This window comes from Micromonospora sp. IBHARD004, from assembly GCF_052814115.1.
In genome coordinates this window covers 2,680,738-2,705,474 of record NZ_CP199934.1, presented here as the reverse complement: position 1 = coordinate 2,705,474, position 24,737 = coordinate 2,680,738, and the positions used below count along the sequence as shown (strand labels likewise).

At 68.5% G+C, this 24,737-nt stretch carries 25 protein-coding genes and 1 pseudogene; 16 read left to right on the top strand and 10 right to left on the bottom strand.

What is annotated here, in order from left to right; translation table 11 throughout:
• Nucleotides 1-249: 249 nt before the first annotated feature.
• Nucleotides 250-774, bottom strand: coding sequence for a DUF6069 family protein (locus ACTWO6_RS13165; protein WP_446219902.1), 525 nt, complete (start codon nt 772-774; stop codon nt 250-252).
• Nucleotides 775-945: 171 nt separating this feature from the next.
• On the opposite strand from ACTWO6_RS13165, the gene ACTWO6_RS13160 reads away from it, so the two are divergent.
• The 6 genes from ACTWO6_RS13160 to ACTWO6_RS13135 all read left to right on the top strand — a co-directional run bounded on the left by ACTWO6_RS13160 (nt 946) and on the right by ACTWO6_RS13135 (nt 6,825).
• Entirely contained in the window at nt 946-1,308 is a 363-nt protein-coding gene (locus ACTWO6_RS13160) for a YciI family protein (protein WP_074311912.1), read from the top strand.
• Entirely contained in the window at nt 1,305-2,549 is a 1,245-nt protein-coding gene (locus ACTWO6_RS13155) for an RNA polymerase sigma factor (RefSeq protein WP_446219901.1), read from the top strand. Before ACTWO6_RS13160 ends, ACTWO6_RS13155 begins: the two co-directional genes overlap by 4 nt.
• A gap of 401 nt (nt 2,550-2,950) precedes the next feature.
• Nucleotides 2,951-3,556 carry a YdeI/OmpD-associated family protein gene (locus ACTWO6_RS13150; protein WP_446219900.1) on the top strand — a complete coding sequence of 202 codons (606 nt, stop codon included), beginning with the start codon at nt 2,951-2,953 and terminating at the stop codon, nt 3,554-3,556.
• Between the two features lie 376 nt (nt 3,557-3,932).
• Complete coding sequence (locus tag ACTWO6_RS13145) at nt 3,933-4,649, top strand: SDR family NAD(P)-dependent oxidoreductase (RefSeq protein ID WP_446219899.1); 717 nt, start codon at nt 3,933-3,935, stop codon at nt 4,647-4,649.
• Between the two features lie 232 nt (nt 4,650-4,881).
• Nucleotides 4,882-5,406: a GNAT family N-acetyltransferase gene (locus tag ACTWO6_RS13140; RefSeq protein ID WP_446219898.1), complete on the top strand. Its 525-nt coding sequence runs from the start codon at nt 4,882-4,884 to the stop codon at nt 5,404-5,406.
• Between the two features lie 519 nt (nt 5,407-5,925).
• Nucleotides 5,926-6,825 (top strand): Imm1 family immunity protein, encoded by a 900-nt coding sequence (locus ACTWO6_RS13135; RefSeq protein WP_446219897.1) that lies wholly within the window; start codon nt 5,926-5,928, stop codon nt 6,823-6,825.
• On the opposite strand, the gene ACTWO6_RS13130 is transcribed toward ACTWO6_RS13135, so the two are convergent.
• A complete protein-coding gene (locus ACTWO6_RS13130) occupies nt 6,826-7,074 on the bottom strand; it encodes a hypothetical protein (RefSeq protein WP_446219896.1) in 249 nt (82 codons plus the stop codon). It lies immediately after the preceding gene.
• A 330-nt stretch (nt 7,075-7,404) separates the two neighbouring features.
• Nucleotides 7,405-8,184: a transposase family protein gene (locus ACTWO6_RS13125; protein WP_446219895.1), complete on the bottom strand. Its 780-nt coding sequence runs from the start codon at nt 8,182-8,184 to the stop codon at nt 7,405-7,407.
• Between the two features lie 347 nt (nt 8,185-8,531).
• On the opposite strand from ACTWO6_RS13125, the gene ACTWO6_RS13120 reads away from it, so the two are divergent.
• From ACTWO6_RS13120 to ACTWO6_RS13110, 3 genes are all read left to right on the top strand, one after another.
• Nucleotides 8,532-8,933: a hypothetical protein gene (locus tag ACTWO6_RS13120; RefSeq protein WP_446219894.1), complete on the top strand. Its 402-nt coding sequence runs from the start codon at nt 8,532-8,534 to the stop codon at nt 8,931-8,933.
• A gap of 152 nt (nt 8,934-9,085) precedes the next feature.
• Nucleotides 9,086-10,321: a WD40 repeat domain-containing protein gene (locus tag ACTWO6_RS13115; protein WP_446219893.1), complete on the top strand. Its 1,236-nt coding sequence runs from the start codon at nt 9,086-9,088 to the stop codon at nt 10,319-10,321.
• 281 nt (nt 10,322-10,602) lie between these two features.
• Nucleotides 10,603-11,430, top strand: coding sequence for a hypothetical protein (locus ACTWO6_RS13110; protein ID WP_446219892.1), 828 nt, complete (start codon nt 10,603-10,605; stop codon nt 11,428-11,430).
• A gap of 132 nt (nt 11,431-11,562) precedes the next feature.
• Here ACTWO6_RS13110 and ACTWO6_RS13105 read toward each other — a convergent pair whose 3' ends face one another.
• From ACTWO6_RS13105 to ACTWO6_RS13095, 3 genes are all read right to left on the bottom strand, one after another.
• Nucleotides 11,563-11,823, bottom strand: coding sequence for a hypothetical protein (locus ACTWO6_RS13105; protein WP_446219891.1), 261 nt, complete (start codon nt 11,821-11,823; stop codon nt 11,563-11,565).
• A 151-nt stretch (nt 11,824-11,974) separates the two neighbouring features.
• A complete protein-coding gene (locus tag ACTWO6_RS13100) occupies nt 11,975-12,814 on the bottom strand; it encodes an alpha/beta fold hydrolase (RefSeq protein ID WP_446219890.1) in 840 nt (279 codons plus the stop codon).
• Between the two features lie 298 nt (nt 12,815-13,112).
• Entirely contained in the window at nt 13,113-13,622 is a 510-nt protein-coding gene (locus ACTWO6_RS13095; RefSeq protein WP_446219889.1) for a hypothetical protein, read from the bottom strand.
• 248 nt (nt 13,623-13,870) lie between these two features.
• On the opposite strand from ACTWO6_RS13095, the gene ACTWO6_RS13090 reads away from it, so the two are divergent.
• Together ACTWO6_RS13090 and ACTWO6_RS13085 are read left to right on the top strand one after the other, a co-directional pair.
• Nucleotides 13,871-14,290 (top strand): hypothetical protein, encoded by a 420-nt coding sequence (locus ACTWO6_RS13090; RefSeq protein WP_446219888.1) that lies wholly within the window; start codon nt 13,871-13,873, stop codon nt 14,288-14,290.
• 143 nt (nt 14,291-14,433) lie between these two features.
• Nucleotides 14,434-14,814 carry a hypothetical protein gene (locus tag ACTWO6_RS13085; RefSeq protein WP_446219887.1) on the top strand — a complete coding sequence of 127 codons (381 nt, stop codon included), beginning with the start codon at nt 14,434-14,436 and terminating at the stop codon, nt 14,812-14,814.
• Between the two features lie 169 nt (nt 14,815-14,983).
• Here ACTWO6_RS13085 and ACTWO6_RS13080 read toward each other — a convergent pair whose 3' ends face one another.
• The gene (locus tag ACTWO6_RS13080; protein ID WP_446219886.1) at nt 14,984-15,325 is read right to left on the bottom strand and encodes a winged helix-turn-helix transcriptional regulator; all 342 of its coding nucleotides are present in this window, start codon (nt 15,323-15,325) and stop codon (nt 14,984-14,986) included.
• Nucleotides 15,326-15,423: 98 nt separating this feature from the next.
• On the opposite strand from ACTWO6_RS13080, the gene ACTWO6_RS13075 reads away from it, so the two are divergent.
• Entirely contained in the window at nt 15,424-16,188 is a 765-nt protein-coding gene (locus ACTWO6_RS13075; protein ID WP_446219885.1) for a globin domain-containing protein, read from the top strand.
• A 296-nt stretch (nt 16,189-16,484) separates the two neighbouring features.
• Here ACTWO6_RS13075 and ACTWO6_RS13070 read toward each other — a convergent pair whose 3' ends face one another.
• Together ACTWO6_RS13070 and ACTWO6_RS13065 are read right to left on the bottom strand one after the other, a co-directional pair.
• Nucleotides 16,485-16,910: a DUF4267 domain-containing protein gene (locus ACTWO6_RS13070; RefSeq protein ID WP_446219884.1), complete on the bottom strand. Its 426-nt coding sequence runs from the start codon at nt 16,908-16,910 to the stop codon at nt 16,485-16,487.
• Nucleotides 16,911-16,972: 62 nt separating this feature from the next.
• Nucleotides 16,973-17,614, bottom strand: coding sequence for a hemerythrin domain-containing protein (locus tag ACTWO6_RS13065; protein ID WP_446219883.1), 642 nt, complete (start codon nt 17,612-17,614; stop codon nt 16,973-16,975).
• Here ACTWO6_RS13065 and ACTWO6_RS13060 point away from each other — a divergent pair.
• Nucleotides 17,592-21,071 (top strand): annotated as a pseudogene (locus ACTWO6_RS13060) (BTAD domain-containing putative transcriptional regulator). The gene ACTWO6_RS13065 and the pseudogene ACTWO6_RS13060 overlap by 23 nt on opposite strands.
• A 125-nt stretch (nt 21,072-21,196) precedes the next feature.
• Nucleotides 21,197-21,475 (top strand): hypothetical protein, encoded by a 279-nt coding sequence (locus tag ACTWO6_RS13055; RefSeq protein WP_446219882.1) that lies wholly within the window; start codon nt 21,197-21,199, stop codon nt 21,473-21,475.
• 84 nt (nt 21,476-21,559) lie between these two features.
• On the opposite strand, the gene ACTWO6_RS13050 is transcribed toward ACTWO6_RS13055, so the two are convergent.
• A complete protein-coding gene (locus tag ACTWO6_RS13050; RefSeq protein WP_446219881.1) occupies nt 21,560-22,162 on the bottom strand; it encodes a dihydrofolate reductase family protein in 603 nt (200 codons plus the stop codon).
• Between the two features lie 362 nt (nt 22,163-22,524).
• Between ACTWO6_RS13050 and ACTWO6_RS13045 the strand changes: the two genes are divergently transcribed.
• Both ACTWO6_RS13045 and ACTWO6_RS13040 read left to right on the top strand, forming a co-directional pair.
• Nucleotides 22,525-23,034 (top strand): hypothetical protein, encoded by a 510-nt coding sequence (locus ACTWO6_RS13045; RefSeq protein WP_446219880.1) that lies wholly within the window; start codon nt 22,525-22,527, stop codon nt 23,032-23,034.
• Between the two features lie 248 nt (nt 23,035-23,282).
• Nucleotides 23,283-24,611, top strand: coding sequence for a hypothetical protein (locus ACTWO6_RS13040; protein WP_446219879.1), 1,329 nt, complete (start codon nt 23,283-23,285; stop codon nt 24,609-24,611).
• The last annotated feature ends 126 nt before the right edge of the window (nt 24,612-24,737 follow it).

Below are 24,737 nucleotides of genomic sequence, written 5' to 3'. Positions count from 1 at the left end.
GCGGGAGGGTCAAGCCTCAACTGACGCACAGCGGAAGGTCCAGCTAGAAACCAAGCCTGGGGACTATGCAGTCCTCGCCTTACCCGCGAGATGATCAACGCGCGTTGTCCAAGGTCAGGCGCGCGCTTCTGCCGCGATCCGCACGCTACGGAGCGTTACCCGGCAAGCTCAGTCGATCATGCTGATCTGCCGATGAGCGGACGTTCGATGCGGTTCCGTGTCTGCCAGCGGCGTTCCCAGAATCTCATCTCAGTCCTGTTGCCGGTCGGCTGGGTGGACCAGCCTCTCAGCGCCCACCGCCGGGCGGCGGGCCCCCCTTCCCGACACCATTGAGACGGCCGGGGAGTGACTTAGCCGGCGGGTGACGACGGGTATGACGATCGCCGCAGCGATGATGTGTGCCAGGGCGAGCATCAGCTTGGTCGAGGTCGCGGTGGCACCGGCGAAGTACGGCCCGGCCATGGACACTGCGGTCAGCGCGATGGTGGTCCACAGGTAGGTGCGGGCTGGGCGGCGGGCGTACCGGGCGAGAAGCACCGCGAGGATCGTGCCCCAGAACACCGACGTCGCCGTGCCCATGGCGAACATGCCGATGGTGATCGGCCCGGAGACGGAGGCACCGATGGTTCCCGCCACCATCGGTATCCCCACCGCGCGGGCGGCCAGGCCGTAGAGCTCGGTCGCGACGGCTGCGGCTAGTCCGGCCAGCACGCTGATCAGCCACACCGGCCGGGTGGCGAGGACGTCGGTGGACGGGACCGTCGTGGTACCCATGATGGTTCTCCCTCGGTCGTGGCTGCCTTCTCCAGATGGACGGAGCGGTAACGCTGGGCTCGACATCGCCGGCACAGAAGAATTTTTGGTAGTGATGTCGAGAGTGGCGTGCCGGCTCCGTTTGCGAAGTGACAGCGCGCCGGCGGTGCGCGGACCGGAAGGATGAGCCTGATGAAGTACATGCTGCTGATCTACGGCAACCAGGAGAAGTGGAGCTCGATCCCGGCTGAGACCTGGCCCGCGGAAATCGCCAAGCAGGACGCGTTCAACAAGAAATACCAAGGGACCGGCGAACTGCTGGGCGCATACGGCCTGGCCGACGCCGCAGCGGCCCGCCTGGTGCGGCGCACGGACGGTGCCCCGGCGGTCACCGACGGGCCGTACCTGGAGACGAAGGAGTACCTCGCCAGCTTCTACCTGCTGGACTGCGAGAACGAACAGCGGGCGTACGAGATCGCCGCGGACATGCCGTGGGCCGACGTCGAGCCGGTCGAGGTGTGGCCGGTCCTGCACGAGGCGGCCGCCGACCTGTGATTCCTAACCGGGACGTCGAGGACCTGCTGCGCGAGCTGGCGCCGCAGGTCCTCGGCGCGTTGGTTCGCCGGTACGGGCAGTTCGACACCTGCGAGGACGCGACGCAGGAGGCGCTTCCTCGGGCCGCGACGCGGTGGCCCGCCGAAGGCACTCCGGACAACCCCCGCGGGTGGCTGGTCACCGTCGCGTCCCACCGGTTGCTCGACGAGGTCCGCAGCGACCAGGCCCGGCGGCGGCGCGAGGACGCGATCATCGCCGCCACCCCGCAGTCGGAGCTGCTGGGCCGGCCCGCGGACGCCGAGCCGGGCGCCGACCGCGACGACTCCCTGACCCTGCTGTTCCTGTGCTGCCACCCGGCGCTGTCGCCGCCCAGCCAGATTGCGCTGACCCTGCGCGCGGTCGGCGGCCTCACCACCGCGCAGGTCGCTGCCGCGTTCCTGGTCCCGGAGGCGACCATGGCGCAACGCATCAGCAGAGCAAAACAAGGCATCAGAACCAGCGGTACGACGTTCGTGATGCCGAAGGGCCCGGAGCGCGCCGAGCGGCTGCGCGCCGTGCTGCACGTTCTGTACCTGCTCTTCAACGAGGGCTACACCGCCACTACCGGCCCGGACCTCACCGCGCCTCAGCTGTCCAACGAGGCGATCCGGCTCACCACCTGGCTGCGACGGCTGCTCCCCGACGACGGCGAGGTGAGCGGGCTGCTGGCCCTGATGCTGCTCACTGAGGCGCGCCGACCCGCCCGTACAACACCGGACGGTGCGTTGGTGCCGCTTGCCGAGCAGGACCGCAGCAACTGGGACCGGAAGCTCATCGCCAATGGGGTCGCACTCGTCACCGAGGCGCTGGCCCGGGGCCCGGTCGGCCCGTACCAGGTGCAGGCGGCCATCGCCGCGGTCCACGACGAGGCCGAGCACATGGAATCGACCGACTGGCCGCAGATCCTCGCCCTGTACGCACTGTTAGAGCAGCTCGCGCCGGGGCCGATGGTCACGCTCAACCGTGCGGTCGCCGTCGCCATGGTGCACGGCCCGTCAGCAGGGCTGGTTCTGCTGGCAGCGCTGGAAGTCGACCAGCGGATGGCACGCCACCACCGCCTCCTCGCGACCCGCGCCCACCTGCGCGAACTGGCAGGCGAGCACACCGCAGCCGCGGCCGACTACCGCGAGGCCGCGCGACGCGCCACCAGCCTGCCCGAGCGCCGCCATCTCACCGCTTGCGCCATGCGACTCGGATCATGAGGGCGTCCCACCACTCAAGTTGATGAACCGGGGCCGCCCAACCTTGGCCGATAGTCTGCCGTGAAATTGCGGAACTCGATCTGCTCAAGAACATGCGCTCATCAGCCGCAGACCGAGCGGTTGAGGTGCGCGGCTGGATCGCCGGGCGTCGCCGGCTCGTACGCCGTCTGGCCGCCACCGTGGATGGCGCTGGCGATTGGCAGAGGCCCGTGGTCGTGGACGACGCTCGCCGCAACCGGCACGTGCACGAGGAGTCCGACATGCCGGCCCGACGTCGAGGCCGTCCTGAGCATCGGGGTCCTGCCCCCGACGGTCCGCCGAGCGACCGGCGCGCCGGCAGCCCGGCGAGTCGGGCGATCCAACAGGCAGAGGCTGCTGCGGCGCAGCGATAGCCTGCCGTCATGGCGAGCGCCGAACTGGATGAGTTGATCGTCGCGGACGCCGACGCGCTGCGCGCGTGGTTGTCGGCCAACCACGCCACGTCGCCCGGCGTCTGGCTCGCCCTGACCAAGAAGGGCGGCACAGTCACGACGCTGACCTGGCAGCAGGCGGTCGACGAGGCCCTGTGTTTCGGCTGGATCGACGGGCAGGCCCGTAAACGGGATCAGGAAACCTCCTGGATCCGGTTCACCCCTCGCAGGCCCCGCAGTTCCTGGTCACAACGCAACATCGCCCACGTGGCCCGGCTGGAGGCGCAGGGGCGAATGCTGCCCCCAGGCCGCGTCGCGGTAGAAGCCGCGAAGGCGGACGGGCGGTGGGCGGCCGCCTACGCCCCGCCCTCGGAAGCCGAGGTGCCCGCCGACCTACTCGCCGCCATCGCCGCCGACCCCGCCGCCCAGGCCATGTTCGACGTACTCACCAAAACCAACCGGTTCGCTCTCATCCACCGCGTCAATGCCGTCAAACGGGCGCAGACCCGCGAGCGGAAGATCGGCGAGTTCGTTGCCATGCTGGCCCGTCACGAGACGATTTACCCGCAGAAGGCCAAGCCTCCGAACTCGCCGTAATCGGCATCTTCATGATCATGTGCACTCATCTGCCGGGATCCGCGCGGTTGCAGTTGAACGGTTGGGGTCCGGATGGGCCGTTTCGGGAGCCCGCTCATCATGAGCGGGCTCCCCGGAGCCTGGCCCGACTCGAACGGTGCTGCCACCCCTGGGTTCAGTGACGCGCGGTACCGGCGCCACGCGTTGGGCAGGCCGGCCTCCAAGCGTAGTACGTCCGGGCCCAACGCAGGGGTGTCCGTACATGCCACGATCAGCGCGCTACGGAACGTCACGACGAGTTGGGTCGCCCAGCTCCCGGACATGCCGAAGAGCGGATGTCCGATCTTGGCGAGTTCCTGTTGACCTCAACCAGAGTTCAGATGCTTCACTGTCGGCCATGAATCTTGACGGCCTGCGCGTCGCTATCACCGGCGGCGCACGTGACACCGGACGGCTACTGGCCGAAGCCTTCGCCGAGCGCGGTGCGCAGATCTTCCTCTCGGCCCGCGACCTGGCGGCAGCCGAGCATGTTGCGGGTGCGATCGGCCAGCGGGGGCCGGGTCGGGCTGATGCATTTCGCTGCGACCTCGCCGTAGCGGATTCGGTGCGCGCGTTCGCCGCAGCCTTGGCCGGTCGGACGACCTACCTCGATGTGCTGATCAACAATGGTGCCGCGTACATCGAAGGTGACGACCTGGGAGACGTCTCGGACGACAAGATCGAAAGCGTAGTGGCTGCGGGCGGGACCGGCACCGTGCTGTTGACTAAACATCTGCTGCCGCTGCTGCGGGCATCGTCGCGGCCCGACATCGTCAACATGATCTCCGCTTGCGGCGAGGTGGGGCACCGCCGTTCTGGCGCGCATCCAGCGTTCTACGCCGCCAAGCATGCCCACGGCGGGCTCGCTGAGATCCTGTCGCACCGGCTCCGGCCAGAAGGGATCCGGGTGATTTCGCTGTTTCCGCCGGACTTCGTTCAGGACGGGCCGCGACAGGTGAACAGCGACCTCACCGCGCGGTCGGTCATCGACTGCGTGCTTTTCGCGGTCGGCCAACCACGAGACTGTTTCATTCGCGAGTTCCACTTCGAGCAGGTACAGCGGCCACACCCCTGAGCACTCACCGTGCCAGGCAGTCGGAGCCCAGTCGAGGACCCTCGGCAGACCCGCGCGCTTGAGACCGCCAGCGCCTGAACCAAGGTCAGGTGCGCGCATCTGCCGGAGGCAGTGCGCGTCAGTGCTGGCACACCCGTCACTCTTGGTAGCCGGCGGCGCTAGCGCTTCCAGGCGCGAGCACGTCCGGACATGCCGATGACAGGACGTCTTGCCTCTATGAAAAGGTGAGGATATGGCTTCCCCGCTGATCCGTTCGGCAAGACAGTCGGAGCTCGATGACTTGGCCCTGCTCGAGGTCCAGGCTGGCGAGCTCTTCCACTCGGTTGGCATGTCAGAGGTGGCCGACCATGTCCCCGATCAGCAGGCCCTGAGTCGGAGTCAGCGGCAAGGGCTGATATGGGTTGCCGAGGAAGACGGGAAGATCGCCGGCTACATCGTGGCAAGGGTGCTGGACGGTAATGCCCATATAGAGCAGGTATCGGTAGCTCCCACTCACGCTCGGCGGGGCATCGGCCGCCGGCTCATATCGCACCTCGAGCTGTGGGGCAGACGCAACGATCGGCCGGCGACGACCCTGACGACGTTTCGCGATGTGCCGTGGAACGGCCCCTACTACCGGAAACTTGGGTACCGAGAGCTACCCGGCGCGGAGATCGGACGCGAGCTGGCAGCCGCGATGCAACACGAAGCGTCGCTGCCCGGAATAGATGCTTCTCGTCGGTGCGCGATGATCAAGTACAACGGCGACGTTTCTTGACGTACGTCGTCAGGTGCCGCCGATGGTCGCCCTCCCCACGTGCATCCTCAACTGCCGCGATCCGCGCGTTACGCAGCGTCAGGCCGAGCTGGCCGGGTGCCGTCCGGACGTGTCGATGAGCGTGCACCCGATCGTAGTTCGGAGCTGCACTACTACTTGGAACTGGCAAGGAGCGGAAGACCGCTGCCGATAGTGCTGTCGCCTGGCGCTTGACGAGTGGACCGGGGATTCGACCCCATGCCTACGCTTCGATCTGCCCGCTTGCCCGAACGTGCTCTGGAGCGGCGCCGCGGGCGTGAAGTGCGCTTGATGGGTGCAAGGTTGCGATTCCATGTAGAGATTGTGGTCTAATCGCGCGGTGTCGGCTCCGACAACTGATCATGACCGCCGATGACGGCAGGATGTAGGCGTGAAATGGATTGGCTAGACGATCAGATCGAGGCGGCACGGCGCAGTGGTGCCTCCTCGTTGGATCTGTCTGGGCGCTCGTTGGGCACCCTGCCGGAGTCATTGGGTAGCTTGACCGCCCTCACCCGGCTGGTCTTGGTCGGCAATCAGCTGTCGGCGCTACCGGAATGGCTGGGTAACCTGACCGCCCTCACCGAGCTGGGCCTGGGCGGTAACCGGCTCACCGTGCTGCCGGAGTCACTGGGTAACCTGAGCGCCCTGACCTGGCTGGGCCTTTCCGGTAACCGGCTGTCGGTGCTGCCGGAGTCGCTGGGTAACCTGACGGCGCTCACCTGGCTGGACCTGGCCGATAACCAGCTGTCGGTGCTGCCGGAATGGCTGGGTAACCTGGCCGCACTGACCCGGCTGGATCTGACCGACAACCAGCTCACCATGCTGCCGGAGTCACTGGGCAATCTGACCGCTCTCACCCAGTTGTACCTGACCGACAACCAGCTCACCGTGCTGCCGGAGTCACTGGGGACCGTGGCCGCACTCACTCGGCTCGATCTGGCCGGTAACCAGCTCACCGTACTGCCCGAATGGCTGCGCAACCCCACGGCTCGCGAGCAGCCGGTGAACGCATCTGTGCAAGCGTGGATCGATGACACCTGCACCACCGTGGCCGGCGCCGCCGACCTCGACGCCGTCCTTGACCGGGTACCGTCCAGCGGCCTGTCGCTGATCAGCGATGACGGCGTCCGGTCCTTGCACATCACCCTTGCTGGGGGCCAATCCGGCCTGGTATGGGAGGACGAGGACGAGATGATGCTCAGTTGGGGACCGGTACCGCCTGGCGCCCCACTTGGCCTGACAGCCGGCGACGCCGAATACGCGTTCTCCGACCCGTGGTTCACCGCCGAGGGCGCCGACCCCTTCGAAATCACCGAAGGACAGGCCCGCCAAGCAGGCCACGAATTTCTGCGCACCGGCCGTCGGCCCAACAACGTCCAATGGGTCGACAAGCCATAGTTAGCCCGGGGCGTGGTAACCCGACATCGACCAGCCCAGCGACCACGTCATCGCACCAGCTGGCAGTGCCAGCGGCTGCAGACCGAGCGTGGTTGGCAGAGGACTGTAGGCCCGGCGATGGTCCGCGAACTTCGCGACGAGTCGGAACGCGACATCCGGATCTGCCGCGGACAGGTCATCGCAGTGCCGAGACCCGAGCGGGCGGGAGTTGTTGACCACCAGACGTCGGTCGGTCACCATGCTGCGCATGCCCCATCAGTCAGCTGAGCCGAACACCTGCGCAGTCCGGATGCCCGCTCGGCAATGGCGGAGGGTCGACCGCGTCCTCGACAACGTGGTTAACGTCGAGGCCGAGAATGGTGACCCGCACGGTCTCGTGGAGACCGGAGTCCAGATTCTTCGAGAAGGCTGGCGCCAGATCTCTGGTTGGACGCCTGAAACAACAGGCTTCACCGACTGGCCTCACGACGATCAAGAGGTGACCGTGTCGCTGACCGGCGCGCAATGGACATACGTGATCTCCTGCCTAAGGGACGTCTCGTAACTCGGTGAAGGCGTTGCCCGTGACCGGGTTGGCGCTCACCCGTCGAGGACGATGTTGTGGAGATGGGCGATGCCGGAAGCCGTATCGATCAAGGTGTGGGCGGCTCGGCGGTAGTCCCGCAGGATGTTCCAGCACTTCATCCTGGCCAGGGCGTGTTCGACCCCGGCGCGGACGGTGCGGTGCTGGGTGTTGAGCTCTTCCTTCCAGGCCGGTAGTTCTCTGCCGTCGGAGGGCTTGCGGTACGGGATGATCACTTCCGGGTTGCCGCGGTAGGCGCCGTCGGCCATCACAGGCCGGCCCGCGAGCTTCTGGTCGATGCCTGAGGTGCGGTAGACGATGGTGTCGTTGCGGTTTCCCGGCTGGGGGTCGCCGACGGCGATGACGAGACGTGTGCTGGCGTCGATGGCGACCTGCAGGTTGGTCGAGTAGCGGTAGTTCTTGCTCGGGGCGGCGAGGCGGTGGTCCCGGGTGGGGATCAGGCTGCCGTCGACGATGGCGATCTGGTCGACCGGACGCCGACGCACGGGGGCGAGGGCTAGCAGCGGGCCGAGGGTGTCGATGACCCGGTGCGCGGCGGAGTGCGACACCCCGAACAGCGGGCCGATCTGGCGCATGGTCAGGTTGGTGCGCCAGTACACGGCCACCAACAGCACGCGGTCCGGCAGGTCAAGGGCCCACTGCCGGCCCGGCCGACCGTCAGCGATCGTGTCCCCGCCTCGCTCGGCGACCAGGCGGACCAGCTTGCGGAACTGAGCCGGTTGCAACCCCGTGAACGGGAAGATCCACTCGGCGCGCGCTGCGGAGATCACCTGCACCCAGGCATCCTCGATGATCGTCCTCAACAGACAGACACCGGGGTTACGAGACGTCCCTTAGACCGGTGGTATGACGTTCAAGGCCTCGGGGGTAAGAGCACTGCTGCAGAGTTACTCCTGATCCGGGAAATCGTGGTCAGCCAAGCGGAGGCTTGTCTGCCAGGACAGCTCTGAACTTGGCGTTTCCAACCGTGCATCACGGACGCACGCTTCTGCCGCGATCCGCGCGCTACGCGGCGTTACGAAGTGCTGACTCGGCCGGCATACGCACATGCCGAAGACAGCGTCTCTGTGCGCTCGTGTGCGACGCTGCGTGCGACGCGTTGACTCGCCTGCTGGAGACACACATGGACGTGGCATGGATCGCGACCGATCCTGGAAGTGGCGACCTGGCCTCCACGGAAACCCAGTCTGACGTCGACGGCTTCATGTCCCGGCTCCAGCACCTTCTGAGCGCCGGAGTGGGATACACGGAGGTACGCCGCGTCGAGGCGGACTACCCCCTGTTGACGTTCTCGTTCAGAGGGGACTACGCAGTCATGCACCTGGTTGAGTCCCCAGACGACTGCCGCCTTCTTTGTGGGGATGGCGGGCTGCCCGCGACGAAAACCGTCGAAGTCCCGGTGCTCGGCGACGACTGCACATTCTCGGGTGACTTCGTCTCCAGCGTGACCAAGGCAACGGCGACGATCGCCGCCTTTATCGATGGTGCTCCAGCCGAACGACTCGGAGAGTGGGTTCGGCTCTAAGCCCGCGCAGTGCCGTTTTGGTCGTCACACCGCTTGATCAGGTGCGCGCTCGTGCCGAGAAGCGGATGCTCGGTGTGAGAGCAGGTTGCCCCGCTCCGACGGCCTACAGGTCCTGGCCTTGGAGGCGGCCGGTGGTCCGCTACAGTCCGGCCGTGCCGACCGACGAGTTGCTGCTTACCCATCCCGACCCGCCCACACCTAGACACCTGCACCTCGCGGTCGACGGCGCCCGCCTGCTACGCCGCTCATGGCGAGGCAGCGCTAAAGGTCGGCACAGTGCCCGCGACTTCCCCAACCCGCAGGCCGCCCGCGATGCCCTCGCACGTGAGGCCGCCACTCGCATGCGCGAAGGCTACGTCTTCGTCCGTGACTCGGCCGGCACCCCACCCGGTGAGCCCGTCCTGCGCTGCGCCCCGCCGAACCGCGACGGCCCACAGACCTTCGACCTGCATCCACACGGCCACACCCTCGCAGTTGCCTCGCTGCACCGTGACGCCTACGGCGCTGACCTGCACCTCGTCGACGTCCCGACCGGTCGGCGCCGACTCCTGCACACCGAGACACCCGGCACCGGCCGCGGGGGGCAGACGTTCATCCACACCGTGCTGTTCGACGCCGACGGCACCGGCCTGGTGTACACGCTCAACGGCGAGACGCGTCACCTCCACCTCAGCACCGGCACCACCCGCGTTCTCGCACGCTATGAGCAGTTCAGCACGGCTCGGTTCAACCCCTTCTGCGCCCGGCCGGTCCAGGACGCCACCCGGCAGCGGCTGCTGCTGTTCGACACCGATGACCAGGTCCGTGTCCGTGCCACCAGCACCGGCGATGACGTGCTGGTCCTGCACACCGCCGGCCAACCCGAGTGCCGCGCTGGGGCCTTGTCACCCTCCGGGCGGCTGCTTGCCCTCGCCTACGGCGTGCACGACTCCACCGTGCAGCTGTGGCACGTCGACACCGGCCGGCTACTGCAAAGCACCCGATTCCCGTTCCCGTTCACCAGCACGACCGGCCGCACCGGGATCAGCCACTTGGGCTTCGACCCCACCGAACGATTCCTTCTCGCCACCGGCGGCTTCGCGGAGGGACCGTTCGCCCTGCCCATCGACGGCGACACCCTCGCCTGGGCCGTGCCCGACCCGTACCGCACCGACCGCTACGGCACCTGCTTCAGCTGGCAGTACTCCCCACACGGGGATCTCCTCGCCATCGGCGGCCGTCTCGGCGCCAGCCTGCACCTGCCTAACGGCGAGCCCTCACCGATGGCGCTGGCACCGTCGCACACCGGCCGCACCCACCGCGTCGTCTTCTCCGCCGACAGCACCCTGCTTGCCTGCGGCGGCGATACCGGCCAACTGTCCGTGCACCAGGTGCCCAGCCAGCCCTAACCTATTGGCACATCTCGACGCGCCGCCGCGCTTTGTAGTCGTCGCTCCGTCGAAGATGCCGCATGCGAAAGCCCAGGCCAGCGAAGCTCTTGATCCGCCGGAGAAGGCCGCCCCGGAGGCAACCGCGACAGAGGCTTTCGCCTCGCGTTCGGTGAGAACCTGGAAGAGCAACTCCCCAAGATCAGGCGCGCGTTCCGCCGCGGTACGGGTGATCCTGGGTACGACGATGAGGGGTGGCTATGGCGGGGAGTTATCGACTGATCACGGACCACGATGATGACGTGCTGCCCACCTCGGGCGACATCCTCTACCTCCTTATGGATGCGCTCGCGGAGACGGACACCGCCACCGCGACGATCCGCTGCGATCAGATGGCGGAGCGATTCGTCCAGGTGGTGGCGAATCGAGCCGGGTCGCTGCGGCTGCGGTTTAGGCAGTGGCCCGGCGAGCCGATCCAGGAGGTCGACGCCGTCGACATCCTGGCGGCCTTCCGATCGGTCATGGCGGCCGTCCGCGACGGGGACCAGGACTGGGCGCGGATCTTCGCACCCGTCGAAGGCACCTTCGGCCGGGACCCGGGGCCGGTCGACTACGCGCGCACGGAACTGCCGATTGCCACCGCGATGCTTGACGCGGTCAAGCGGCGCAAGCGCCTCGGCCTGCCCCCGTGGCCGGCGATGCCGATCCGCTGGGGCTCAGGTGAGGTGCTCACCGGCGATGTCTGGGCCGGGCTGCCGGCTGCCGGCCGGGTGATCGTGCGCGCCATCCGGGTCGACGATCGGCGCCGGCACGGCCTGGCGGTCGCCGTATCCGAGGGTTCGGTGGCGCACGAGGGTGAGGCGCCGTCGCGTGAGGCGCTGGTCTGGCCGGAACGGGTGGGTGAGGAAATCGCCCTGACCTACCGCTCGCCGCACCGGATCCTGCGACTGTGCAACGTGTACGTCGAACGCGCCGGGGGTGGGCGGGAGATCGTCGCCCGGTGGGAGGAGCAGGCGGGCATGCGGGTCGAGGTCGCCGCGGACCGACGCGTCTACCACTGCAACCACCCCCGCACTGATCCGCCGACGTTCGAGGACCTCGTCTGCCAGGTACGGGTCGCCGCCGCCTGAACGAGCCGGCCCAAGGGCCCGCTCGGGTCCGCTGCCGGCCACGATTGCATGCGCCTCTTGGACGAGCAGGTGATCTCGGGTACCCATGTGCTAACGATGCCCGTCGCTTGTGATCCCGATGCCAGGCATCCTCTATTGCCGCGATGAGCGCGGCGCTTGCTTGCCGGCTTTCTCTCGGGCCTCGTCGCTTACTCCGGCGACAACGCCGGTTGCGATGGGCAACAGGAAGCCGCGGAGGGCTGAGCCGGCCCGGCGGAGCCGGCCGCGATTCGGCTGGTCCAGGACGATCTCCCCGGCGACTTCCTCGGCCACGTCCTGGACGTCCTGCTGATCTTCGGCGGAGAGGCCGAGCGTCGGCAAGGCCCGGATCAGATCGGCGACGGCTTCGGCCAACGGCTCGCCTACCCGGATCGACGACGGCTCCACAGCCGCCGGCTCCGGAATCCGCTGCAGCTGCCCTCACTCGCCGACCGTGCGGGTTGGTGTGGCAGCGGCCCCGCCGTGCGCGGCCGACCCGACCACTGAGTACAGGGTCCTGCAGTCGTCAGCGCTCGAGCATCGCCACGGCGACCTCGTCGGCCGCTGTGTCTGGGATGGCAGTGCCCATCTCGTCGAGCACGAGCAGACGTGCATCGGGGATCGCCATGGCGAGCGCCTCGCCGTTGCCCACGGGGAAGAACGGGTCGTTGCGCCCATGCACGACGAGTGTCGGCAGCGTGAGATCGCCCAGGCGCTCGCGCCACCGCGGCGCGCAGTCGAGCCGGGCGAACACCATCCCGAGCTGATTCGCCTGCTGCACCGCCGGTTCGGTCGACGGCGTGCGGTCCCAGATCCGGGCCGCGGTCGTGCGTGCCTGCTCCGGGTCATTGCCGAGCAACTCCGCGCCGTCAGAAGCGAACGCTGCGACCGCTGTCCGGTCGGTCCAGTCAGGCATGGGGCGGGAGAACAGCGCATCCATCGTCGCCGCGTCGTGGTCCGGCAGATCGTCGTCGACGGGGCCGGGCGCGACCGGCCGCGTGCCCACCAGGGTCAGCGCCGAGAACGCATCCGGATGGTCGAGCGCGGCGACCTGAGCGACCATCCCGCCGACGCCGACTCCGCCGAGGTGGGCCGTCGCGGCGCCGAGAGCACCGACGAGCGCCGCCGCGTCGGCGGCGAGATCGCGCAGGCGGTATGCCGGCGCCTCCGGGTCTAGGGTCGTCGACGCTCCGCTGTCGCGCAGGTCGTAGCGGACCACCCGTCGCCCGCCTGCCGCGAGCCGCTCGCATACCGCATCCGGCCAGGAGACCATGGTGGTTCCGCCGGCCAGCAGCACGAGCGGATCAGTATCGCGACCGAAGGTCTCGATGCCGAGTTCGACGCCGTTCGCCCGCTGTGAGGTCATACGTCATCGTACCAACGCACTCGCGTCGGGCCGGACGCGCGTTCGGGGTGGTCGTACGACGCCACACTCCACTCCTGGCGCACCGCCATTGACAGTGCTCGCTTTCCCGGGCGTCGAGGGATGCACCCAGACGGGTGGCCCCACCGCGTGTCCGGCATGGCCTTGCTTAGGACGAACGGCACCGCGATCAGTCATCCGCATCTAGCCGCGATCCGAGCGCCCGATCCAGGCCCACAAGCCTTCCCGGCTTTGGGAGGAGGAGATCGTGTAGATCGTCCGGACGTCGACGTCAGCGGATCTACGATTGGGACGGTTGCTCCGCATCTTGTGTGGCGTTGGCGTCTTCCTCCTCTACCCGCACATAACCCGCGCTGTGAACGGCCACTCCCAAGATCGCGCCAACCAGGATCGCGATCCCGGCGATCGTCATGATGTGCCAGAAGCCGGCGACCACCCCGACGAAGCCGAGCCCGAGCGCCACTTGCTGCCCAACCAGCACTAGAACGGAACTACTCGCCACCCGCCGACGATAGGTTTCCTGCCGATTCAACACGATAAGAGCCGACAAGAGCGGGATGGCCAAGGAAAAAGCGATCACGCAGATCTTGGCGGACAGATCAAGCGAAGCGGCTTCCGACGTCAGGAACGGCTGCACGAAGACGGCTCCGATAGCGATCAAGCCGCCGTACATCAGGCTGTTCTGCCGGAGGGTCTCCTCCTGCTGTGCTGCCGCTCGTTTCTGCCACCGTTCCACTTGTACGGCGGCTTGCCGCCTCCACCACGCTTCGTTCGCGACGTTCTCGTCCATAGCGACCATTGTGCAGCTGGCGCGAGCCGCCTCCACCGGGCAGTGCCGCAGCCACGCTGCTCATCGCGGGCAGCGAAGCCTGCCGAGGCGCTTCCGGCATCCGGATCTGCCGCGAGTCGCGCGCTACGCAACGTCACGATGCTCGGTCGGGTCGGGGTCCGGCCGTGCCGGAGAGCGGACACCGCGTCGCCGACCCTGGATGACTGAGGATGCTTTCTCCCCACGCAGGCTCACTGTATAAACGGACCGTGGTTGAGCTTGCCGCCGCCTCAGCTATGGCCCAGCGGGAGAGCCTGGCGGGACGCGTGCGTGATGAACTGGCCGTGGCCGGCCTGCCGATCGTGGCCGCCGACATGAGTCCGCATCTACGACAGTCCGGCGCGGAGGTGAGGGTCGACAAACTTGCGGACTGCCATGCCCCGGTACGCGTCGAGTGGCGCACCGACCGCACGCTACAAGAACTGTTCCAGCGAGTAGCCATGGCGGAACAGGTCGATGCACCCGTCTTCCGCCATTACCAGATGGTTGTCGAGGCCATGCTCCGGACCATGACGGAGATCCTGACCGCGGCGGGCTTCACCGTCCATGGCAGCACCAATGACTTCGCACCGTTGACCCTCGAAATCCTCGACGGCCCGCGCGGCGCTTCTCCATGGTCTTCGCGCTAGCGGATCACGCTCGGCGCCAGCGTGGGCGCGACCCAATCCCAAGGTCAGGTGCACTGATCTGCCGCGATCAGGGCGCCGGCTCACCGGTCGCTGAACGACCGGATCTGCCGATGACCGTGCACCGCGCGACGTAGTCTTCAACGGTGGACACAACGGCCCTCACACCTCGCGTGCTGGTGATCGGGTTGGATCCGTATCGGGTGCCGGGGCCGTGGGACCCCAAGCCAGTCGCAGACGGCATCGAAGTCGGGAGGGCCCGATTCGTCGAACACGGAGTGGGGGCTGAATTCTGCCTGTTCGGCCTCGACGGCAGCGACGATGTGGAGGCGGTCGTCACCACTGCCCTTTGCGCCCAGCCTTGGGAGTGCGTCGTCATTGGTGGCGGGGTGCGCAATCAGCCGGAACTGTTCGAGCTGGTGGTCAATCTGGTGCGGCGGCACGCGCCCGACGCAGCGATCGCATTCAACGCCACCCCGGCGGACACGTTCGACGCGGCCGCCCGCTGGGTTGAGGTGCCCGGATGATCGCTCATGCCGCGATCCGGGCGTGCTGGCCGATCGTGACCATCACGCTCGGTGGCTGGCCTCTGAGTCGAGCGGGCATCCTGAACTGCCGATGAGAGGATGTTCGTTTCCTGGGATTCGCCGGTCCTTCGAACACGCCGCCGTGCGGCGCCCTCGTTCCCGAGCTGTATCAGGTGCCGCTCGCCGGGAGATCTGGTCGGGTAGGTTCGTCGATGGCGGTACCGGTACGTGCGGCCCGCGCGGCGCCCCAGTCGTACAGGGCCTGCAGCACCGGGACCAGGCTGAGTCCTTCCTCGGTGAGCCGGTACTCGACATGGGGTGGTGTGGTCTTGTGGTCGTGCCGCACGACGAGCCCGTCGGCCTCCAGCTCGCGCAGACGCTGGGTCAGCATCTTCTCGCTCACCCCTGGCATCCGGCGGCGCAGTTCGCCATAGCGGTGTACGCCCTCCTTGAGATGGGCCAGGATCACCGGCCGCCATTTGCCGCCGATGACGTCGACGGCAAGCTCCACCGGGCAGTGGTATCGCTTGGGCATGGTGGGCCCCCTTAAAGGCACGTACCAGATGGTGCGTACTTGATCGCCGTGGCTGCGGGTGTTGGGCTGTACCCATGGTCATCGAGTACATCAGGTACCGCGTGCCGCAGGAGCGGCTGGACGGCTTCGAGGCGGCGTACGAGCAGGCCGCTGACGCGCTACGCGCTGCGCCGCAGTGCGTGGACTACGAGTTGAGCCGCTGCCTGGACGACCCCGCCTGCTACCTGCTGCGCATCACCTGGACATCAGTAGACGAGCACCTGGGCGGGTTTCGGGGCGGCCCGGTGTTCGGGCAGTTCTTCGCCGCCATCAAGCCGTACGTCGAGGACATCGAGGAGATGCGGCACTACGCCCAAACCTCGGTTGCCGGCCCTGGTGGCGCCGCGCCGCCGAGCTTGTACGAGTGGGCCGGCGGCACCGACGCGTTCATGAAGCTCTGCGATGCGTTCTACCGCCTGGTCCGCTCCGACGACCTACTCGCGCCGATGTTCGCGCACATGGACCCCGACCACGCCCGGTATGTAGCGGTATGGCTTGCCGAGGTCTTCGGCGGACCGGCTACCTACACCATGGAGCACGGCGGCTACCGCCACATGGTCGGCCAGCACCTGGGCAAGGCGATCAGCGAGGCGCAGCGTCGGCGGTGGGTCAATCTGATGATGGACGCCGCCGACGAGGTCGGCCTACCCGACGATCCGGAGTTCCGCGCCGCCTTCACGAGCTACCTCGAGTGGGGCACCCGGTTGGCGGTACGCAATTCCCAACCCGACGCAGACCCGATCCGGCAGGCACCGGTACCACGCTGGGGCTGGGGTGTGGCCCCGCCTTACCAGGGATGACCCGCATCCCGCCTGACCTCGTGCCAGCAGTCGCTGATCCTGGTCCAACTCCGGCATGGCCAAGTCCTCATCTGCCGCGCAGCGTGCGCGGTGGCGGGTTGTGGTCCGTCACCGAGAGTGGTCGCTTGGTGGGTCGGCTCGGCATCCGGAACTGCCGAGAAGCGTGCAGTCGGCGACGAGCCTGAGCCAGCCGGATTCCGGTGCAGTGCGCGTCAGTGATAGAGGTCTTGCACCAGATCACACGGTCATCTCCAAAGTGGCCCGGCCGGGGGCCGGGCCACCTTGGTCCGATGGGATCAGGCGGGCCGCGGGGCGGGCGTCGCCGGAGCGGCCGCGACCTTGCGGGTCTCGCGCATCATCAGCAGGCCGTTGACCACGATCAGCGTCGCGGTCAGGCCGTGGACGCCGAGCGCTTTGGCCACGGAGCCGTGGTGGGCCAGCACGGTGGTCATGTCGCCGTACGCGGCGAGGGCCTCCACCAGCAGCACCCAGCCCAGCGCTCGGCGGTGGCCCGTCACCAGCAGGATGCCCAGGACCAGGGCCAAGACGATGTCGCGGATTCCCTTTATGATCAGGAAGCCGCCGCCGTCGCCGGACGGCCAGCTCGGCAGACCGAAGCCCGGCGCCGTCGTCTCCGGGTTCAGGATGAACTCCGTCCCGAACCAGAGGATGAAGAGAATGAAGGCGGCGGCCAGGACGGTGTTGATCTTCTTCAGCGACATTGTTCTTCTCCTTGCGAGTCTTCGTGAGCTTGGTGGAGCCTGGTGAGTCGTATGGAGCCTGGTCAGGCTGCGCGGACGCGGCTGATGTGGCGGGCGTAGCGGGGGCGGCCGATGATGTGCCAGATGCCGCGTACCGGAGCGGGAAGGGCGGACAGGAGCGTGGCGCGCTCGGCCGGGTTCGCATCCTCCAGGACGAGGCCGAAGAGGGTGAGCAGGGTGAGCATGGGCGTGTTGGCCACCAGGTGGTCGCCCAGGGAGGCCCATTCCTTTTCGGTGATGTGCTCGGCCGCGAGCGGAAGGAGAGTGGCCTCCTCGTCGTCGAGGTGTTCGAGGAGGACGGCCCGGTGGTCGGCTAGGGCGGCCACGAGCGTGTCGCGCTCGTCCGCCCCGGCGGTGGCCTCCCACGCGGGGACCGCCGCGTCCAGCCTGGTCAGCGTCGCGGCGACGCGTTCGTGCTGGGCCTCCATGCGCAGCACGATGTCGGCCTCCAGGTCCACCCGGGACAGGAGCGGCGGCCAGAGCAGCTCGTCCTCGCCCTCGTGGTGGTTCTTCAGTCCCAGCCGGTAGTCGCGGAAGTGATCGGCGATCACCTTTGCGCGAGCGGTGTCACCCGGGGCCACCGCCGCGACGAGCTCCATCAGCAGCCGCGACTCTCGGCGGAAGGCGCGGTGGACGATCTCCATGTCCTGGGTGTTGACGCTCATTTCGTTCCTGCCCTTCATCGGTTCGACGTGTCAAGGCTGCTCCCAGGCGTTTGGAAGGCACTTGGAACCGACTTGGAACACCCGCGCGCGTACGATGTCCCGCGTCATGGTCTTGATCCGGGTTTTGGGCTCTCTCGGCGCCGAGGTCAACGGCGAGTCCGTTCCCCTGGGCGGCCCGCGGCAGCGCGGCGTCCTGGCCCTCCTGGTCGCGGCGCGCGGACAGGTCGTGTCGGTCGACCGAATGATCGAGGACCTCTGGCGCGGCGAGCCACCCTCCCGTGCGCTGGCCTCCCTGCAGGCGTACGTCTCCAACCTGCGCCGGCTGCTGGAGCCCGGCCGCCCGCCCCGAACCCCGGCCCGCCTCCTGGTGAGCGCCTCCCCCGGCTACGCATTGCGGCTACCGCCGGAATCGGTGGACGCATGGCGGTTCGAGGACCTGCTCGACGAAGCCCGCACGCTCACCGAGCCTCAGGCCGCCCGCGCCCGCCTGGCCGAGGCACTGGGCCTATGGCAGGGACCCGCGTTCGCCGAGGTCGCCGACGAAGCCTGGGCCGCCGCCGAGACCGCCCGCCTGAACGAGCTGCGCCTGGTCGCCCGCGAGCTCCACGTCGCGGCGGGCCTGCGGACGGGCGACCCCGCCTCGGTGGTCCCCGAAGCCGAACGCCTCACCCGCGACGAACCCCTGCGCGAAGAGGGCTGGCGCCTGCACGCCCTCGCGCTGTGGAGCAGCGCCCGCCAGGCCGACGCCCTCGCGACGCTCCGCCGCGCCCGCGCCACCTTCGCCGACGACCTCGGCCTCGACCCCGGCCCCGACCTGGTCGCCCTGGAAGAGGCGATCCTCGCCCAGCGCATCGACATCCTCCGCGCGGCCGTTCCCGCACCCCCACAGGCCACGCCCTCGCATGACGCGACCTTGCACACCGCGTCGCCACACACCGCTTCCGCACACGCCACGCCCCCACACGATGCGCGCATGCACGACGCGTCCCCGCACCGTGCGGCCTCGCACGACGCGACTCCGCATCGCGCTGCCTCGTTCGTGGGGCGGGAGGCCGAGCTTGCCGCGCTGGTTTCGGCCGCCGGGGAGGCTGCCGCCGATGGGGCGCGCGTCGCTCTTGTCACCGGGGAAGCGGGGCTGGGCAAGTCGACGCTCTTGGAGCACCTCGGCGCACAGCTGGAGCGCGACGGCTAGCTCGTCGCCGCCGGGCGCTGTCCGGAGGTCGACGGCGCGCCGCCCGCGTGGGCGTGGGTCGAGGCGCTGCGGGCCGTCGCCGCGGCCGTTCCTCAGGGGGAGTTCGCGGAAGACCTGGCGCCGCTGCTCTCCGACTCCATGCCGGTGGACAGCGACGCCGCCGCCGGGCGGTTCCGGCTGCGCCGGGCCGTGTGGGGCTGGCTCGCGGCGGCCGCCACGCAACAGCCCGTCGCTGTCGTGCTGGACGACCTGCACTGGGCGGACACGACCACGCTGGGGCTGCTCGGCGGCGGCGTCGGCGTGCGGGCCCCGATCCTGGTCGTCGCGGCGTACCGCCCGGACGAGAGCGAGCACCTCACCGAGACGCTGGGCGCGCTCGCCCGCACCGCGCCGCTGCGGATCGCGCTGCCCGGGCTCGACGGCGCGGCGGTGGCCGAGCTCGTACGGGCCGAAAGCGAGGCCGACGACGCGACGGTGGCGGGGATCGCCGAGCGCACCGGCGGCAACCCGTTCTACGTGCGGGAGAGCGCGCGGCTGCTGAACGGCGAGGGTGCGCTGGTCGCGCTCTCCGAGGTCCCCGAGGGCGTACGGGACGTGCTGCGGCGGCGGCTCGCGCGGCTGCCCGGCGACGCGGTGCCCGTCCTGCGGCTGGCCGCGGTCGCCGGGCGGGAGAGCCCGGTGGACGTCCTCGTGCGGGCCGCCGACACGGGCGAGGACGGTGTCTTGGACGCGCTGGACGCGGGCGTCATCACCGGGCTGCTCGACGAGCCGGGGCCGGGGCGCGTCCGGTTCGTTCACGCGCTGGTAAGAGACACGCTGGTCGCCGACCTCAGCCGGTTGCGCGCCACCAGGATGCACGCCCGGATCGCCGAGGCGCTGGAGGGCACCGGCGACATCGCCGCGCTGGCCCATCACTATGCACGAGCGGGGTCGCCGAAGGCCGTCGGCTATTGCGTGCGGGCCGCCGAGCTGGCCGAGGCGCGCTACGCGCACCACGTGGCCGCCGCCCTCCTGACCGACGCAGTCGCGAATTCCGCCGAACCGGAGGAACGCATCAACCTGTTCGGCAGGCTGCTGCGCGCGCAGATCAGGGCCGGGGCCGTGACGGCGGCGCGGGACACGCGGCGGCAGGCCGTGGAGCTCGCCGAGTCTCTCGGGCGCGACGACCTGATGATCGCGGCGTTCACCGCCTGGACCGAGCCCACGCCCTGGCAGGCCCGCGCGTACGGCACCGTGGACCGGCCCATCGTCGACCGCCTCAGCCGCCTGCTCAAGCGGACGGACCTGGCGCCCGAAGTGCGGTCCCGCCTGCTGACCGCGTACGCCGAGGAGCTGGCGGGCGAGGACAATCCGACGGTGATGGAGGCGGCGCGGGAGGCACTCGACCTTGCCACCGATCCCCGCCTCCGGGGCGCGGCGCTCCAGGTGCTGGCGCGCGCCTCCGGCGGTACGCCCGGGCAGGACGAGGCCTGGCGCGAGCTGCTGGAGATCGGCCTCGAGCACGACCTGCCCGTCTACCGCGTGACCGGGCTACTGAACCAGGCCACCGGCGCCGCCGCGGCCAATGATCCGGCGACCCTGCGCGAGGCGGTCGGGGAGGCCCTCGCCCTCGCGCGCACCTACCGGATGCCCGAGGCGGTCGGCGTCGCGGAGATCGCGCTGGCGACCCTGGTGCTCATCGAGGGCCGGTTCGCCGAGGCCGAGCGCCTCTACACCGAGGCCACGGAACGCATGGAACGCGCCGGATCCGGCCACGCCGTGGGCTTCCTCCGCCTCGTACTGGCCGCGATCTGGCTGAACGACGGCACGCTCGGCGACCACCTGGACGAAGTGTGCGCCCTCCACGAGACGTTCGGCCCGATGGTTGCGGACCTGCTCGCCCTCGCCCTCCACGCCGCCGGCCGTGACGACGAGGCACGACGGGCCCGCACGCCACCAGGCCCGAGCCCGATCCGCCCCGACTTCTACTTCACCTTCCTGACCACCCTGCGCGCCATGGCCGTCATCGCCCTGAACGACACCGCCCCGATCGATAGCGACGCGGCCGAGGAGTGCTACGCCGCCCTGCTCCCCCATCGCGACGGTCCTCCGGCCGGCGCCACCAGCCTGTCGCTGGCCGTGCGCCCGGCCGCCCACACGCTCGGCGCGCTGGCACTGCTGCTCGGCCGCGACGACGAGGCCGCCGCCCACTTCGCGCGGGCCGCCTCCATCGCCGACCGATGGAACGCTCCACACTGGGCTGCCGAGGCCCGCGCACGCCTCTGACACGCGGGACTTGCTCCCAGCGGACAACAACACTCGCCGGTTTATCAATGGACGATAGAGGCGCAGCGGCCGGATCATCGAGGGCTCCCCGTAACGAACGCCGAGAATTCAACGATGGCGGATGGGTGGCCGAGGACCATGTTGCGCAGTTGCTGCGGCAGATCAGCACCTATATCGGCTATCCCTATGACGATCTGGACGAGGCGGCGCTCACCGGCGCGCTCGATGGCACGAACGACGAGGTAGCCAACGGCTGGCTCGAATACCCGCTCGCCGGCACGCCGCCACTGGTGATCCAGCTGGCGCAGTCACCGGGAAGCGCAGTGGTCAGCGTCCGCGTCGACGGGACCTTGGCCACACGGCTAGAAACGCTGCTCGACCTGTTGTCGCGGCTCGCAAAGTGAAGGGCCGTCCGTATCCGGATCTGCCGCATTGCGCGCGTTCGACCAGGCTGTCGCAGCGCCCGACTCCGACGGATCAGTTGAGGCTCAGCGATCTTTCGGCCGGACAAGCCGGAAGGCGAGGTGGGTGGCGATCGGGCCGTTAACAACTCCCGTTCGCTCAAGGTCGAGCCGTGTGAGCTCAGGGTGGTCGAAGAGGCGGGAGCCCGCGCCGATGAGGATTGGCGCCAGATGGATCCGCAACTGGTCGACGAGCCCTGCTCGTAGGCACTGCTGTGCGATGTCAGCCCCGCCCATGACGCAGACGTTTTTGCCGGCTGCGACTGTTCTCGCTTCCTTGACTGCTTGATCCACGCCGTCTGTGACGAAGGTGAACGTGGTGGGGCCCTTGGTGAGCGTTCCCTTGGCGCGTTGGGTGACGACGAAGCACGGCACGCCGAACGCGCCGTCGTCGCCCCATAGATCAATGCCCACGTCGAACGTCCGTCTGCCCATCACGAACGCACCCGTCGTCGTGAACATCTCCTGCACGGCTTGCCCATCCGCGTTGGGGCCATCGCTGCCCCCGGTGTTTGTGATCCAGTCGTGGAGGTGCTCGGCGCCCTCACCGAGGGGACTCGTCACACCGACGTTACGGCCGGCCGTAAAGCCGTCCAGGGACATGGTCATGTTGACGACTACCTGCGTCATACGTCTGGTTCCTTCCAGAATCCTGCGCGGCTGGTGCCGCTTTCGAAAGTGGAGACTGGCGGCCAGCGACGAACTCATCGGTCGGCGGCGACGCCACTGGCGACGGCTGGCGAACCGTGGACCATCAGGCGGCCTGCGCTGCCAGGCCTGTCCTCACCGGACGCGCGCTCATGCCGCCGGGGTTGGCCCTACAACGAACTCGATGACAGTACCTATAGAGGCCGGTGACCACCCCCTGACGGACACGCTCGCATACCGAGAACAGTGCGTCGCAATCTTGTTCGTGAAGCATGGGGAGGGGATCGGCGTGGATGAGTACGTCCAGCGGGCAGCGGTGATCTACGGTTTGAGAGACTTTCGGCGTGGCTGTAACGCGGCAACTGGCACGGCTCTCGCCCGGGCAGCTTGCCGCGTGCCGCAGCTCGGCCGAGGAGTTGGACAAGCTCTGTGAGTTCGGGCTGCTGCCCTCGTCGGATTACCTGGACCTCGATTTGGCGCCGGCGCCACTCATCCGCGTTTTCGAGCTAGCGCAGGTCAGCCCGCCGATCGTCGTAGCGCTGCGGCGCGGGCTCGACGGCGATGGGGAGATCAATCCGGCATATCGAGACCGCCAGGACACGATGTGGGGGCATCCCGTGGCGGCGCTTGAACCTGACATCGTCGCTGATGTTGCCAGGTTGCTCGGGCAGGTTGAGCCGGAGGTGGTGCTGGCCGCCCTGCCGGAGGACGCCGCGGCTGCAGCGCTGAGCATCGGAATGCGCGAGTTCGATGGACACCCGCGACCATACCTGCATCGGCATTTCGCCGCGCTCCGCGACTTTTATGCGTATGCGGCGCAACGGCGGCTTTCGGTTGCCCTCTGGTGGGACTGAGTCGCACCGAATCTGTTGCGCATCCTCAACTGCCGCCGGTCGGGCGTCGCACCGGATAATCAGCCGCGGTGCCTAGCCGTCCGGTCGTGCCGAGATCAGTGCGCCCCGGGCGCCTTCGTTGGCTGTGGGCAACGTGGTGACGCGGGCCGGTTGAGTGGGCTGAGGAGCGACAACCGACATCACCATATCGGTGCACATCGGCTCTAGTCACTCCATCGACCGGCCCTGTTGACTGTTGAACTGCGGACTTGCCTCCTACGCTGGCTGCACGCCATCCGGCCCGCACAGGACAGGGCACGGTCAAACGAGGCCTGGAGGTCTCGCTGTACGTCAACGACGCGTTCCTCGCCCATTACAACAAGCCGGCCCGAGCACGGCTGCGGGGCCTTGTCCGCAACCCCGCGATTCCCGGCACCGTGCTGCGGCGGCTCGTCAACGAGCAATTCACCGAGGTGAGGTCTTACCTCAGCTTCCGTCTAGAGTGGTCCAACGAGCAGTTCGAGGCACTGATCGACCACCCCGAGGTGCTGTGCGTGCTGGCGGAGGGCCCGATGACGGACGCTCTGCGGTTCACGACGCTTGAGCCGCTGCTGCCCCGATGGGCCTATCGCCGGCTGATCGAACGAGACGCTCGCCTGGGCGAGCTCCTCGCGACGAGTCGGTGGGTGCCGTGGGAACTGCGCGAACAGCTATCGCCGACGTTGGCGAACGCTTCGCGTCCGGCACCCGTCGAGGACTCTCCGTTGAACAGCGGGGAGGCCGAGGCCATCGCGGGTAGCGAGAGCGAGTGGACGCGAGCCGGCGGTGCCGCCGATCCCAGGCTGCCCGTCGACCTCGTGGCAAGACTCGCGGTCGATCCGTCCCCCATGGTCCGGCTGGCCGTGTCGATGCGTCCTGAGCTCAGCGAGGAGGAGCGCGCGGCCATCGACTACCAGGTGGCCCCGGACGACCGGATCGATCCGGCACATTGGGCGACGGTCACTCGCAATCCGCAGGAGCAGTGCCGGTGTGTTTACTCCGCGCACATCGGGCTTCGCCGCAGTGTCGCGTATAACCCATCGCTGTCACCGGACCTGGTCGCGGTGCTCGCCACCGACGACGACTTCGCGGTACGGCTACTGCTCTGCGAGAACCATGCCGACGTGCCGCCCGAGACCGTGCTCGATACCTATTTGAAGGCCAGGACCATTACCCGCGGTCGGCTGCTGCACCATCCCGCCTTCAAGCGGGTCGGACTGGCCCGCCTAACGGAGTCCCCGGATCCCAGTGCCCGCTGCCTGGCTGTGCTCGACCCCGAGGCTCCGGCGGAACTCCTCGAACGGCTCAGCCACGATCCCCACCCCGCCGTGCGCACATGCGTCGCGGCCGATCCTCGGCTGTCACGCGAGCGGGCGCTCGAACTGTTCGACGACCCGTTGACCACTGGTGAGGCCGCCGCCAACCCGCACCTACCCGTGCCGGTGATGGAGCGCATCCTGGCCGGCGCGACCAGCCTGAGCGAGGAGCAGGTCGAAGGCACACCAACCATGTACCTCGGGAACTGGAAGCCCGACGAACTGCCTGCCGACGAGACCTGACGCCGGGCGCCGCGACATCGAGAGTCAGCGGGTGTGGCTCCCCGGCCCAAAAGCGGACCCCATCCAACTGATTCCGGGCCGCGACGAATAGCGAGCGATCCAAGCTCAAACAAGATCACGTGCACT

Bases quoted from the DNA above. Each gene is read 5' to 3' on its own strand.
- ACTWO6_RS13050 (WP_446219881.1), bottom strand. From the start codon at position 22,162: ATGACGCAGGTAGTCGTCAACATGACCATGTCCCTGGACGGCTTTACG.
- ACTWO6_RS13130 (WP_446219896.1), bottom strand. From the start codon at position 7,074: ATGCGCAGCATGGTGACCGACCGACGTCTGGTGGTCAACAACTCCCGC.
- ACTWO6_RS13150 (WP_446219900.1), top strand. From the start codon at position 2,951: ATGGCGAGCGCCGAACTGGATGAGTTGATCGTCGCGGACGCCGACGCG.
- ACTWO6_RS13065 (WP_446219883.1), bottom strand. From the start codon at position 17,614: ATGAGCGTCAACACCCAGGACATGGAGATCGTCCACCGCGCCTTCCGC.
- ACTWO6_RS13140 (WP_446219898.1), top strand. From the start codon at position 4,882: ATGGCTTCCCCGCTGATCCGTTCGGCAAGACAGTCGGAGCTCGATGAC.
- ACTWO6_RS13100 (WP_446219890.1), bottom strand. From the start codon at position 12,814: ATGACCTCACAGCGGGCGAACGGCGTCGAACTCGGCATCGAGACCTTC.
- ACTWO6_RS13160 (WP_074311912.1), top strand. From the start codon at position 946: ATGAAGTACATGCTGCTGATCTACGGCAACCAGGAGAAGTGGAGCTCG.
- ACTWO6_RS13145 (WP_446219899.1), top strand. From the start codon at position 3,933: ATGAATCTTGACGGCCTGCGCGTCGCTATCACCGGCGGCGCACGTGAC.
- ACTWO6_RS13120 (WP_446219894.1), top strand. From the start codon at position 8,532: ATGGACGTGGCATGGATCGCGACCGATCCTGGAAGTGGCGACCTGGCC.
- ACTWO6_RS13075 (WP_446219885.1), top strand. From the start codon at position 15,424: ATGGTCATCGAGTACATCAGGTACCGCGTGCCGCAGGAGCGGCTGGAC.
- ACTWO6_RS13070 (WP_446219884.1), bottom strand. From the start codon at position 16,910: ATGTCGCTGAAGAAGATCAACACCGTCCTGGCCGCCGCCTTCATTCTC.
- ACTWO6_RS13095 (WP_446219889.1), bottom strand. From the start codon at position 13,622: ATGGACGAGAACGTCGCGAACGAAGCGTGGTGGAGGCGGCAAGCCGCC.
- ACTWO6_RS13165 (WP_446219902.1), bottom strand. From the start codon at position 774: ATGGGTACCACGACGGTCCCGTCCACCGACGTCCTCGCCACCCGGCCG.